Annotated in this window: 11 protein-coding genes; 8 read left to right on the plus strand and 3 right to left on the minus strand. The window is 67.1% G+C overall.

Annotated features, from left to right (window positions below; genetic code table 11):
- Window positions 1–5: 5 nt before the first annotated feature.
- The 4 genes from WS96_RS15670 to WS96_RS15685 all read left to right on the plus strand — a co-directional run bounded on the left by WS96_RS15670 (window position 6) and on the right by WS96_RS15685 (window position 4,652).
- Complete coding sequence (locus WS96_RS15670; RefSeq protein ID WP_059833606.1) at window positions 6–932, plus strand: 2-hydroxyacid dehydrogenase; 927 nt, start codon at window positions 6–8, stop codon at window positions 930–932.
- 160 nt (window positions 933–1,092) lie between these two features.
- Window positions 1,093–2,493 (plus strand): aspartate aminotransferase family protein, encoded by a 1,401-nt coding sequence (locus tag WS96_RS15675; RefSeq protein ID WP_059833608.1) that lies wholly within the window; start codon window positions 1,093–1,095, stop codon window positions 2,491–2,493.
- Between the two features lie 85 nt (window positions 2,494–2,578).
- Entirely contained in the window at window positions 2,579–3,070 is a 492-nt protein-coding gene (locus WS96_RS15680; protein ID WP_006749694.1) for an Lrp/AsnC family transcriptional regulator, read from the plus strand.
- A gap of 109 nt (window positions 3,071–3,179) precedes the next feature.
- Window positions 3,180–4,652 (plus strand): NAD-dependent succinate-semialdehyde dehydrogenase, encoded by a 1,473-nt coding sequence (locus tag WS96_RS15685; protein ID WP_059833609.1) that lies wholly within the window; start codon window positions 3,180–3,182, stop codon window positions 4,650–4,652.
- A gap of 306 nt (window positions 4,653–4,958) precedes the next feature.
- On the opposite strand, the gene WS96_RS15690 is transcribed toward WS96_RS15685, so the two are convergent.
- Window positions 4,959–5,672 carry a DUF4396 domain-containing protein gene (locus WS96_RS15690; RefSeq protein ID WP_059833612.1) on the minus strand — a complete coding sequence of 238 codons (714 nt, stop codon included), beginning with the start codon at window positions 5,670–5,672 and terminating at the stop codon, window positions 4,959–4,961.
- A gap of 388 nt (window positions 5,673–6,060) precedes the next feature.
- On the opposite strand from WS96_RS15690, the gene WS96_RS15695 reads away from it, so the two are divergent.
- Window positions 6,061–6,294: a hypothetical protein gene (locus WS96_RS15695; RefSeq protein ID WP_059833614.1), complete on the plus strand. Its 234-nt coding sequence runs from the start codon at window positions 6,061–6,063 to the stop codon at window positions 6,292–6,294.
- Between the two features lie 173 nt (window positions 6,295–6,467).
- On the opposite strand, the gene WS96_RS15700 is transcribed toward WS96_RS15695, so the two are convergent.
- Window positions 6,468–7,130: a GntR family transcriptional regulator gene (locus WS96_RS15700; protein WP_059833616.1), complete on the minus strand. Its 663-nt coding sequence runs from the start codon at window positions 7,128–7,130 to the stop codon at window positions 6,468–6,470.
- 41 nt (window positions 7,131–7,171) lie between these two features.
- Between WS96_RS15700 and WS96_RS15705 the strand changes: the two genes are divergently transcribed.
- Window positions 7,172–8,338: a pyridoxal phosphate-dependent aminotransferase gene (locus WS96_RS15705; protein WP_059833619.1), complete on the plus strand. Its 1,167-nt coding sequence runs from the start codon at window positions 7,172–7,174 to the stop codon at window positions 8,336–8,338.
- Between the two features lie 176 nt (window positions 8,339–8,514).
- Here the strand turns inward: WS96_RS15705 and WS96_RS15710 are convergent, their stop codons facing one another.
- Window positions 8,515–9,861: an MFS transporter gene (locus tag WS96_RS15710; RefSeq protein WP_059833621.1), complete on the minus strand. Its 1,347-nt coding sequence runs from the start codon at window positions 9,859–9,861 to the stop codon at window positions 8,515–8,517.
- Between the two features lie 297 nt (window positions 9,862–10,158).
- Between WS96_RS15710 and WS96_RS15715 the strand changes: the two genes are divergently transcribed.
- A complete protein-coding gene (locus WS96_RS15715; RefSeq protein ID WP_082720269.1) occupies window positions 10,159–11,196 on the plus strand; it encodes a LacI family DNA-binding transcriptional regulator in 1,038 nt (345 codons plus the stop codon).
- Between the two features lie 189 nt (window positions 11,197–11,385).
- Complete coding sequence (locus WS96_RS15720) at window positions 11,386–13,167, plus strand: IlvD/Edd family dehydratase (RefSeq protein ID WP_059833625.1); 1,782 nt, start codon at window positions 11,386–11,388, stop codon at window positions 13,165–13,167.
- Window positions 13,168–13,172 lie beyond the last annotated feature (5 nt).

Raw genomic sequence — 13,172 nt, forward strand, 5'->3', positions numbered from 1 at the left:
GCACGATGAGCTTTCTCTACAAGGCCGACCCGGTGCGCGGCGCGCAGTGGGCGGCGCGCTTCGCGCAACAGGCGCCGGACCTGCCGTTCCGGATCTGGCCGGACCTCGGCGACGCCGAAGCCGTCCGCTATCTCGCCGCATGGCAGCCGCCGGACGATCCGGTCGCGCTGCTGCCGAATCTCGAAGTCGTGTTCTCGGTCGGCGCCGGCATCGACCAGTTCGACCTGTCGCGCGTGCCTGCGCACATCCCCGTCGTGCGGATGATCGAACCGGGCATCGTCGAAGGGATGGTCGAATACGTGACGCAGGCCGTGCTGACGATCCATCGCGACCTGTTCGACTACGCGGCCCAGCAGCGCGACCAGGTGTGGCGCGAGCATCCGGTGCGCGCGGCCGCGTCGCGGCGCATCGGCGTGCTCGGGCTGGGCACGCTCGGCCAGGCCGTGCTCGACACGCTGCGGCGCTTCGGTTTCCCGTGCGCCGGCTGGAGCCGCACGCCGCGCACGCTCGACGGCGTCGACTGTCATGCATGCGATGCGGCGCTCGACGCGTTCCTCGCCCGCACCGACATCCTGATCTGCCTGCTGCCGCTCACCGACAGCACGCGCGGGCTGCTCGGCGCGCGCGTGTTCGACGCGCTGCCGGCCGGCGCGTCGCTCGTGCAGGTCGGGCGCGGGCCGCAACTGGATTCGGCGGCGCTGCTCGCGGCGCTCGCGAGCGGCCGCCTCGACAGCGCGATCCTCGACGTGACGGATCCCGAACCGCTGCCGGCAGGCCATCCGTTCTGGACGCATCCGCGCATTCGCATCACGCCGCACATCGCCAGCGCGACGCGGCCCGACACCGCGGTCGACGCCGTGCTCGCGAACCTCGCCCGCCATCGCGCGGGCCAGCCGATGATCGGCGTCGTCGATCGCACGCGCGGCTACTGACGGGCACGCCCGGCCCGTCGGGCGCGCAGCAGAAAATGCCGAAGCGCCCCGCCCAAACGCCGCGCGCATACGTTTCGGGCCGCAAATTGAAGACGCAGGCGGATTTCTCGCCCGGTAGCATGAACTCACCGCTGACACCTGACGAGAGTCCCGCCTTCCCATGAACCAAGCCGCGCTGATCGAAGCCGATCGTCAACACCTGATCCATCCCGTCGTCAACTACCGTGCGCACGAGGCGCGCGGCGTCACCGTGCTGGAGTCCGCGGACGGCGTGTTCCTGCGCGACGCCGCGGGCCACACGCTGCTCGACGCGTTCTCGGGCCTGTGGTGCGTGAACGTCGGCTACGGCCGCGACAGCATCGTGAAAGCCGCCGCCGACCAGATGGCGAAGCTGCCGTACGCGACCGGTTATTTCCATTTCGGCTCGCAGCCGGCGATCGAACTCGCCGAACGGCTCGCCGCGCTCGCGCCGCCGTCGCTGAACCGCGTGTACTTCACGCTCGGCGGCTCGGACGCGATCGACTCGGCGGTGCGTTTCATCACGCATTATTTCAACGCGACCGGCCGCCCGTCGAAGAAGCAGATGATCGCGCTGGAACGCGGCTATCACGGCTCGTCATCGATCGGCGCCGGCCTCACCGCGCTGCCGGCGTTCCACCGCCACTTCGACCTGCCGCGCGCGGACCAGCACCATATTCCGTCGCCGTACCCGTACCGCCATCCGCTCGGCGACGACCCGCAGGCGCTGATCGCCGCGTCGGTCGCCGCGCTCGAAGCGAAGGTCGCCGAACTCGGCGCGGACAACGTCGCCGCATTCTTCTGCGAGCCGGTGCAGGGTTCCGGCGGCGTGATCGTGCCGCCGGCCGGCTGGCTGAAGGCGATGCGCGACGCGTGCCGGCGCCTCGGCATCCTGTTCGTCGCCGACGAGGTGATCACCGGCTTCGGCCGCACGGGCCCGCTGTTCGCATGCGAAGCCGAACAGGTCGACCCGGACCTGATGACCGTCGCGAAGGGTCTGACCGCCGGCTATGCGCCGATGGGCGCGGTGCTGATGTCCGACGAAATCTACGAAGGGATCGCAGGCGAGCGCGCCGATTCGCCCGTGGTCGGCCACGGCCATACGTATTCCGCGCATCCGGTCAGCGCGGCGATCGGCCTCGAGGTGCTGAAGCTCTATCACGAAGGCGGGCTGCTCGCGAACGGCCAGGCGATGGTGCCGCGCTTCGCCGCGGGGCTCGACGCGCTGCGCGCGCATCCGCTCGTCGGCGACGCACGCTCGGTCGGCCTGCTCGGCGCACTCGAACTGGTGACCGACAAGGCCCGCAAGACGCGCTTCGACGCGGCGCTGAACGTGCCGGACAAGATCGCGGCCGCCGCGTACGCGAACGGCGTGGTGTTTCGCGCGTTCGGCGACGGCGTGCTCGGCTTCGCGCCGGCACTGAGTTTCACCGCGGGCGAGTTCGATCTGCTGTTCGAGCGCGTGCGCAAGACGCTCGACGACGTGCTGGCCGACGCGGGCGTGCAGCGCGCGCTCGACGCCGCGCACGCGCTGCCGGCCTGACGCGCCAAGGGAAAGCCGGGCTTGTGGCCGCCATCGTTCGACTCTAAAGTAACCGGACATTCCATTTTTGCCCTTTCACGTGAACATGACGGACAGCAAGCTGGATCGCATCGACCTGCGCATCCTCTCCCAGTTGCAGAAGCGCGGCCGCATGACCAACGTCGAGCTGGCCGATGCGGTCGGGCTGTCGCCCAGTCCATGCCTGATCCGCGTGAAGCGGCTCGAGAAGGCCGGCTACATCGGCGGCTACGGCGCGCACATCCAGCTCGAGAAACTCGGCGACGTGCAGGTCGTGTTTACCGAGGTCACGCTGGCCGACCATCGGCGCGAGGATTTCGACCGCTTCGTCGCGGCGATCCGCAACGTCGACGAGATCGTCGAATGCCACCTCGCGAGCGGCGGCTACGACTATCTGCTGAAGTTCATCACGCGCAGCGTGAGCCATTACCAGACGATCGTCGAAGGGCTGCTCGAGCAGAACATCGGCATCGAGAAGTATTTCAGTTACGTGATCATCAAGTCGCCGTTCGTCAAACGGCACTACCCGCTCGAATCGCTGTTCGGCGAACGTCACTGACACTCGGCGTGCGTCGCCCCGTCACGCGGCAGCCGGCTGTCCGCGCGGGCGGAGTCGCGCCCGCCGCGCGCAGCCAGCGTCGCCGAACCGCTTCATTCAAGGATCTGTCATGCCGCTTACGCTGTCCCGAACCGAACTCGTTCGCACCGCCAACCTGATCGACGGCGCCTGGCGCGATGCGCTCGACGGCCGCCGCTTCGCCGTCACCGATCCGGCCACGCTGGAGACCGTTGCCCACGCACCCGACAGCGGCGCCGCCGACGCCCGCGCGGCGACCGACGCCGCGGCGCGCGCGCTGCCCGCGTGGCGCGCGACGCCCGCGCGCGAACGGGCCGCGATCCTGCGCGCCTGGCATGCGGCGATCGTCGCGCACACCGACGATCTCGCGAAGCTGATATCGCGCGAACAGGGCAAGCCGCTTGCCGAAGCGCGCGGCGAAGTCGCGTACGGCGCGTCGTACGTGCTGTGGTTCGCGGAGGAAGCGACGCGCACGTACGGCGACCTGATCCCGCAGCAGCAGCGCGGCAAGCGGCTCAGCGCGGTGAAGGAGCCGATCGGCGTCGTCGCCGCGATCACGCCGTGGAATTTCCCGCTCGCGATGATCGCGCGCAAGATCGCGCCCGCGCTCGCGGCCGGCTGCACGGTCGTCGCGAAGCCGGCGGAGGACACGCCGCTGACCGCGCTCGCCCTCGCGTTTCTCGCGCAGGAAGCCGGCGTGCCGCCCGGCGTGCTGAACCTGATCGCGGCGTCGCGCGAACGCGGCATCGACGCCGCGGCCGACTGGCTCGCCGACGCCCGCGTGCGCAAGATCACGTTCACCGGCTCGACGGCCGTGGGCAAGCTGCTCGCGCGCGAATCCGCGGCGACGTTGAAGAAGCTGTCGCTGGAACTCGGCGGCAATGCGCCGTTCATCGTGTTCGACGACGCCGAGCTCGATGCCGCGGTCGACGGACTGATGGCCGCCAAGTTCCGCAACGGCGGGCAAACGTGCGTGTCGCCGAATCGCGTGTACGTGCAGGCCGGCGTCTACGACGCGTTCGCCGCGAAGCTCGCCGCGCGCGTCGCCGCGCTGAAGGTCGCGCCGGCGACCGATCCGGCCGCGCAGATCGGCCCGATGATCAACGCGCGTGCGGTCGACAAGATCGCGCGTCACGTCGGCGACGCCGTCGAGCGGGGCGCACGCGTGCTGACGGGCGGCCAGCGCCTGAGCGAGCTCGGCGCGAACTATTACACGCCGACGGTGCTCGCCGACGCCACCGCCGACATGCAGCTGACCTGCGAGGAAACCTTCGGCCCGGTCGCCGCGCTGTTTCGCTTCGCGTCCGAGGACGAAGCCGTCGACGCCGCGAACGACACGCCGTTCGGGCTCGCCGCGTATTTCTACACGCAGGACGTGCGGCGCATCGCGCGCGTGTCGGCGCGGCTCGAGACGGGCATCGTCGGGATCAACGAAGGCGCGCTCGCGAGCGAGGCCGCGCCGTTCGGCGGCGTGAAGGAATCGGGCTATGGTCGCGAAGGCTCGCGCTATGGGCTCGACGATTATCTGTCGATCAAGTATCTGTGTCAGGGCGGGCTCGACTGAACCGGCGTCGCCGCGCGTCCGATTTCCCGTTGCGCTTTCCGCACCCGCTGGCCTGTCCTTGCGGGTGCGGGCGCCGCGAAGCGGTCGGCGCGGGCGTCATGTCGAATCATGCGTGCCCGACGCGCCGTCCCGTCGCCCGCGGCGGCCCCGCATTCGCTGCCCCGTGTAAAAACGCATTGCCCACCGGAATTTGTGTGCGCATCGTCGGCGGACGCTTCGTCCATCGCCCCACTCGCCATGCATTCCGCTCCGCTGCCGACAATGTCGCGCCACGGGTCGCCTTCGCCGTGCTTGCGGTCAAGACCATTACATTTTTTCCTTCATACCCGAATTGATCAGCCACCAGTTAACGGGATAGCTGGTGGCGAACCCTGCCAGCATCGCGAGCTGCATCGCGAACCAGAATTCGGGGCTCGCAACTTGCGCGATACCCCCGTACGCCGGCTTGAACCACAGGAACTGGATGATGGCCATCAAGCCGTACATGCCTACCTGCCAGGCAGTAATCGACGCGATATCGGCTCTGACGGCGGCAATCAAACCTGCACCTACCGAAAGCCCGCGCATCGGTTTGATCGTGAAGTACTGAAAAACGATGCCGAACAGAAAGGCGGCGATGAAATCGGGGATCCAGACGGCAAACGTTTTTTCATTGAATACCGTGTGCCACCCGAACCAGACTGCCAAGGCGGGGAAGGCAAAAGCCGACCATTCGACAATGATGTCTCCGAGCGTACAGCCCGCGCCGCAGTGACTCGTACCCTTCATCACCATCGCGACGAACGGCTGTTCGTCGGCGTCGTGTCCCGCGTCCGTAACATTCCGTCCCCACACGTAGTAGGCGGCAACCCATAAGACCGTCCCGAACAACGCCGTCAGGGGCCAGACGACGTTCATGATCCACATCTTCTGAGGATGCCGAACTTCGTCAGCGACGATTGCAACGGCACAGACCGCACCCAAAATGATCCAGGTAACCGATAGCGTATGCAGCCAAGGTGGAAAGGTTCCGTAAATCATCGATATTCCTGCTGGCGAGCCAAATGCCGAACAGCCAGCAAGGCACGTTCCGTTTACAGGGGAAGTTTTCCGTCGTCAGGGCGGCCGATTCATTTGGCCGAGTGTCGTCTCTTGGCCGGCTGCAGTCGCACGTGTTCGGCTGTAGCCGACCCAGAACGGCCCTTCAGATTTATCCAAAGCGGCCAATCGTTGTGACCTGCGGCGGGGTTTTATCGCCACGCTCGATGAGTATCTTGGCCTCGGCGCGACTGCGGAATCATTCCCGATTAAATCGCTTCTCCCGCAGCGTGCCGTTGGAACCTTCAACGGAGTCGTTCTGCCAAGGGCGGCAAGAACGGACACAGCGTGTACGATCTGGTCTTCAAGAAAACCATCCAAGGAGAGAGGAATGAATCCGGAACAGGCCCGAGCCGAAGAAACCCAGGCGATGGAGCGCATCGTGGCCGCCACGCTGCGCGTGCAGAGTACGTTCGCCTCGATGCAGAAGCAATTTCCGCCGCAAGGCAGCGGCGAGCCTTCGCCGTTCGCGCTGCAAACCTTTGATGCCGCCCTGCAGGAACTTGAAGACGCACAGGCCGCGTTCGATGCGCTGCTGAACGATCTGATCGACGGTAACCGCTAAAGGCTACGCCCTTATCCGCACCGATTGTCGACGATCTAAAAAGCTGTGTCGAACGGCCGTTCGTGGCCGCGTGCCGCCCGACGCGTTTAGCTATAACCGTCCCGCAGAAGACGCGCGCCATTCCCGAAACCCGCTTTGAGACCGCTTGACGCCCCCGGGCTCGACCTGCCTCCCTACCGCCTGCACAACGCCTGAGCCAGCGCATCCCCCGCGGCCAGAATATGCGCGGACAGAGCCGCACACGCTGCGTCCACATCCCCATCGCGTATTGCCCGAACGATATCCCGATGCTCGTCGTTCGAGCGATCCTGCCAGTCCAGTTGCTGCCACGTCGCATACAAATGCCGTGCGCTGGCCCGATGCATGTCGCCAATCGCGGCGACGAGCCGCGGCATCCCGCACCGCGCGGTCAATGCGCGATGAAACCTCAGGTTCAGCGTACCCAGCACGGCTATGCCATGCGCCGCCGCCTCCTGATCGAGAATCGCATCGAGTTCCTCCAACGCACGTGCGTCGAGAGCAGGCATCGCCTCGCGCAGCGCCAGCGCCTCGAAAGCGGCACGCATCTTGGCCATTTCAAGCACGTCCGCCGGCTCGAGCGGCGCCGCCCGCACGCCTCGTCGCGGTTCCACCACGGCCAACCCCTGCGCTTCCAGCCGTCTGAACGCCTCGCGCACCGGCACATGGCTCGCGCCAAACTCCGCCGCGATGTGGTCCTGACGCAGCCACTCCCCCGGCGCGATGACACCCGAGATGATGCGGTCCGCCAATGCAACAGCGATCCGATCGGCCAGCGAGCGATCGTCCTTGACTTCAACCTTCATGTCGACCACCATGCATATATTATCTATTAAATTGTAACAAGATCGGAGGCTCGATGCGCCACCACCGTCCTGTGCGTCTGCAGCACATTGCCGGCATCGGCGTCGATCGCATGGGTTCGATCGCCGATCGTGCCGACGTCGACCTCTTGCGACTCGAAAATCTCGATACCGACATCCCACCCACGTCGGAAGCGCTCGCCTTCACCCGAGACGCAATCCAGCGAGACTCGGCCAATTCATATCTGCCCTTCGTCGGTCAGGATCGGCTACGCGCAAGCGCCGCCGCCCACGTATCGGCGCTTTCGGGGCAGCGCTTCACGGCCGACCAGGTGGTGGTGTCGGCCGGCGGACTCTCCGGCATTCTGAATACGCTGCTCGCCACCGTCGAGACCGGCGACGAAGTCATCGTCACCGACCCGACGTACGCGGGTCTGCTGAACCGCGTCCGCCTTGCGGGCGGTGTGCCCCGGCAAGTCCCGTTCGCCTTCACGCCGGGCGGCGAATGGAAGCTGGACCAGGCCGCGCTGCGGGCAGCGATCGGTCCGAAAACGCGGGCCATGCTGCTGATGTCTCCGTCGATGCCGTCGGGCGGCGTCTTCGATGCGTCCGACTGGCAACTGATCGCGAGCCTGTGTGTGCAGAACGATCTGCTGCTGATCCTCGACAGCGCGATGGAGCGGCTGCTCTTCGATGGGCGCACGGTCATCCATCCCGCCGGTCTGCCCGGCATGGCCGAGCGTACGGTCACGGTCGGCGCCGCGTCGAAAGAGTTGCGCATGATTGGCTGGCGGGTCGGCTGGATCGTCGCGCCGGAATGGCTGATTCCCGATCTGGTGGCCGTGTCGCTCGCCAATGTCGTGGTGCCGGTCGGCATCGCTCAGGAGGCGGCGGCGGTCGCGCTCGAACATTCCGCATCCGATCTGCCTGGCTACGTGAGCGAACTCGAGAGGCGGCGGGATACCGTCGCCGCCGAACTGTCGGGACTCCCGTTCGGCATGCCGGCGGGCGGCTGGTCGATGCTGCTGCGCGTGTCCGATTTCGGCCTGACCGGATCGCAGATGTCGGAACGATTGCTACGCCACGGCGTATGCGCGACGGCCATGACCGGATGGGGCGTTGCACACGGCGAGCAGTACGTCCGATTCGTGTTTTCGAACGAACCGGTCGAGCGGTTGCGCACGCTCGGGAACAAGGTGCGCTTCGCACTGGAGGACGCATGACGCCCGCCGACGAGAAAGCGGAGTAGCGCGCCGGGCGTCCCTGGCTCGAGGTAGCCGGAATTCCGCGTGTGTCGGTCGAGCGAATTCACACGAGATCAATCCACGTGGCGCGATGCCTGCGGCGCCGGGCCGGCGCGATGTCCCGGCACGGCCGAACGTCACGTCGCACGAACGCCCTACCGCCCCGCCGGCGGCCGCAGAATATCGCGCGGAATCGACGCGATCAGCACGCAACTGATCAGCAGACAAGCGCCCAGCGCATAGGTCCCGTTGTTGATGTCGCCGGTCATCTGCTTGGCGACGCCGGTGATCATCGAGCCCGTGAAGCCGGACAGGTTGCCCACCGAATTGATCAACGCAATGCCGGCGGCCGCGGCCGTGCCGGACAGGATCTGCCCCGGGAAGGTCCAGTAGATCGGCATCAACGCGAGAATGCCGCACGTGGCAATGGTCAGGAATACGATCGACAGCGCGACGTTCTGCGCAAACGCCGCGCTCAGGATCAGGAAGACGCCGCCGATCAGCGCGGGAATCGCCGCATGCAGGCGGCGTTCGCCGGTCTTGCGCGAGTGCGACGCGTTCCACACCATCGCGAAGATCGCCGTCAAGTACGGAATGGCCGTCAGCACGCCGATGTGCAGCGGACTGTGCACGCCCGACGCACGGATGATCGACGGCAGCCAGAAGGCCAGCCCGTAGAAGCCGGTATTGAACGTCAGCAGGATGAAGGTGAGCAGCCACACGCGCGGGCTGCGCAGCGCGGCGCCGATGCTGTGCGACTTGTGCGCGGCCTCGGATTCGAGGTTGCGCGACAGCACCGCCTTCTCGTCGGCGGACAGCCACTTCGCCGACTGCGGGCCGTCGCCGAGGCAGGCCAGCACGACGAACGCCACCACGATCGACGGCAGCCCTTCGAGCAGCAGCATCCATTGCCAGCCGCTCATGCCCGACAGGCCGTGCGTCTGCTCCATCAGCCAGCCGGACACCACGCTGCCGAGCGTCAGGCTCAGCGGAATCGCGACCAGGAAGCCCGACATCGCCACGCTCTGGCGGCGTGCCGGGAACCAGTAGTTCATGTACAGGATGACGCCCGGGAAAAAACCCGCTTCGCACAGCCCCAGCAGGAAGCGCAGCGTGTAGAACATCGTGGTCGTCTGCACGTGGAAGAACTGCGCGAGCGGCACGATGAACGCCATCGACGACGACACGATGCCCCACGTGATCATGATCCGCGCGATCCAGAAGCGCGCGCCGTAGCGGTGCAGCAGCAGGTTGCTGGGCATCTCGAACAGGAAATAGCCCCAGAAGAAGATGCTGGCGCCGAGCGCATAGACGCCGTCGCTCAGGCTCAGGTCGTCGAGCATCTGCAGCTTCGCGAAGCCCACGTTGACGCGGTCCAGGTAGGCCACGACGTAGCAGAGCAGCAGCAACGGCAGGATGCGCCGCATGACCTTGCGGTAAAGGGCGTCTTCGGACGAGTCGGCCGCGGCCGGTGCGGCAGCGGCCTGCGTAATGGATGGCATCGGTCTGTCTCCTGATTGTGTAGGTCTTCTTCGTACCGTCGCGTGTGCCTTGCGCATCGATGTTACCGATAACATCCGGTGGCAAAAAAAAGCCGACGAGGCGACGGGAGCGATCGGCACGTTGATACCGGTAACAAAACTGAAGGTAGCACGCTGCGATACGCGCGTACAAGTGCCGCCGAACGCGTGGTTTCCCTAGTACGGGCGTGGCTGAAACGGGCGCATCGCGGCCAGCCTGCACGGTACGCCGCCCCGGTATGATGTAGCCTTTCCGGCTTTCTCCCGATCGCGATTCCGATGCCCAGTCCCACCGCCGTCCGGCCCGCCGGGCCGCCCCGCATGTCCGACGTAGCACGCCTCGCCGGCGTATCGAAGATGACGGTGTCGCGCGTGCTCGCCGGTCACAGCGTGGCCGCCGAGACGCGTGCACGGGTCTGCGAGGCCATCGAGCAGCTCGGCTACGTGGCGGATGCCGCCGCCGGTGCGCTGTCGTCGGGGCGATCGGAATTCGTCGCGGTGCTGGTGCCGTCGCTGTCGAGTTCCAACTTCTCGGACACCGTGCGCGGCCTGACCGATGCGCTCGAACCGCATGGCCTCCAGTTGCTGCTCGGCGACACCGACTACGACCTGGAACGCGAAGAACGGCTCGTCCGGTCGATGCTGCGACACCAGCCGCGCTGCATTGCGCTGACGGGGTCGCAGCACACCGATGCGACGCGCAAGGTATTGGAGCGCTCGGCGATTCCGGTGGTCGAGATGTGGGACCTGCCCACGCGCCCGATCGACACCGCCGTCGGCTTCTCGAACGTGCGCGCCGCCCGCGCGATGGTGCGCCACCTGGCCGAGCGCGGCTATCGACGCATCGGCTTTCTGGTCGGCGCGAGCGAACTGGATCGCCGCGGCCTCGACCGGCTCAAGGGCTATCAGGCGGAGATCAAGGCGCTGGGTCTGGGCGAACCGCGCGTCGTGCGGCTCGGCGAATCGCCGATCACGATGAGCCACGGCGGCCCCGCGATGGCAGCGCTACTGGAGCAATGGCCGGATACCGACGCGGTGATGTGCGTGAGCGACATGTCGGCATTCGGCGCGATCATGGAGTGCCACCGGCGCGGGCTCGCCGTGCCCGCCGACATCGCCGTGGCCGGCTTCGGCAACTTCGAAGTCGCGACATGCTGCCACCCGACCATCACGACCGTGTCGGTCGACGCGTACGGTATCGGGCTGCGCACTGGCGAAGCGTTGCTGGCGGCGCTCCACGCGCGTGACGGCGGCGAGCGGACCGACGCGAAAAGCATCCGTATCGACTACACGATCATCCCGCGGGAAAGCGCCTGACGAGCCGACGGCCGCGCGGATCCCGACACGCGATGCGCGCGGCTTCGTACCGACCCCCTGCCCCGCTCCTTCGCCACGCGCGCACGAAATCCCTTCCGCTACGCAAAAAACCCGTGCTAACATCCAGGCGATGTTACCGGTACCATCCGGCACGCAAAACGAGAAAGGCCCCTCAGGAGACAGCCTGCCATGTCACACACCCCTCGCCGCCTGCGCAGCCAGGAATGGTTCGACGATCCCGCGCACGCCGACATGACCGCGCTCTATGTCGAGCGCTTCATGAACTACGGATTGACGCGCGAGGAGCTGCAGTCGGGCCGCCCTGTGATCGGCATCGCGCAGACGGGCAGCGATCTCGCGCCGTGCAACCGCCACCACATCGAGCTGGCCGAGCGCACCAAGGCCGGTATTCGCGATGCGGGCGGCATTCCGATGGAGTTCCCCGTGCACCCGCTGGCCGAGCAGAGCCGCCGGCCCACGGCCGCGCTCGATCGCAATCTCGCCTACCTCGGGCTGGTGGAAGTGCTGCACGGTTTTCCGCTGGACGGTGTGGTGCTGACGACCGGCTGCGACAAGACCACGCCGGCCTGCCTGATGGCGGCCGCGACCGTCGACATGCCCGCGATCGTGCTGTCGGGCGGCCCGATGCTCGACGGCTGGCACGAGGGCAAGCGGGTCGGCTCGGGCACGGTGATCTGGCATGCGCGCAACCTGCTCGCCGCGGGCGAGATCGACTACGAAGGCTTCATGCAGCTGACCACGGCTTCGTCGCCGTCGATCGGCCACTGCAATACCATGGGCACGGCGCTGTCGATGAACAGCCTCGCCGAGGCGCTGGGCATGTCGCTGCCCGGTTGCGCGAGCATTCCCGCCGCCTATCGCGAGCGCGGCCAGATGGCTTACGCCACCGGCAAGCGCGCGGTCGAACTCGTTCGCGAAGACCTGCGCCCGTCGGCGATCATGACGCGCGCGGCGTTCGAGAATGCGATCGTCGTCGCGTCGGCGCTCGGCGCGTCGACCAACTGTCCGCCGCATCTGATCGCCATCGCACGCCACATGGGCGTCGAGCTGAGCCTGGACGACTGGCAGCGCTTCGGTGAAGCCGTGCCGCTGCTCGTGAACTGCATGCCGGCCGGCGAATACCTCGGGGAGAGCTTCCACCGCGCCGGCGGCGTGCCCGCCGTGCTGCGCCAGCTCGATGCGGCCGGCCTGCTGCGGCGCGACTGCCTGACCGTATCGGGCCGCGCGATCGGCGAGATCGCCGACGCCGCGCAGGACGCCGACCGCGACGTGATCCGTACGCCCGACGCGCCGCTCAAGCACGGCGCCGGCTTCATGGTGCTGTCGGGCAACTTCTTCGACAGCGCGATCATGAAGATGTCGGTGGTCGGCGACGCGTTCCGCCGGACCTATCTTTCCGAGCCGGGCGCGGAGAATACGTTCGAGGCGCGCGCGATCGTGTTCGACGGCCCCGAGGACTACCACGCGCGCATCGACGATCCCGCGCTGAACATCGACGAGCGCTGCATCCTCGTGATCCGCGGCTGCGGCACGGTCGGCTACCCGGGCAGTTCGGAAGTCGTGAACATGGCGCCGCCCGCCGAGCTGGTGAAGCGCGGCGTCACGTCGTTGCCGTGCATGGGCGACGGACGCCAGAGCGGCACGTCGGCCAGCCCGTCGATCCTGAACATGTCGCCGGAAGCCGCGGTCGGAGGCGGCCTCGCGCTGCTGCGCACGAACGACCGCGTGCGCGTGGACCTGAATCGCCGCAGCGTCGACGTGCTCGTCGACGCGGACGAACTCGCGCGCCGTCGCGAGACCGCCAGCTTCACCGTGCCGCAGGCGCAAACGCCGTGGCAGGAACTCTATCGCCGGTTCGTCGGCCAGTTGTCCACCGGCGGCTGCCTCGAACCGGCCACGCTGTACCTGAAGGTCATCGAGCAGCGCGGCAACCCGCGCCATTCGCACTGACTCCA

Source organism: Burkholderia sp. MSMB1835 (assembly GCF_001526365.1).
In the GTDB taxonomy this organism is placed as follows: Bacteria; Pseudomonadota; Gammaproteobacteria; order Burkholderiales; family Burkholderiaceae; genus Burkholderia.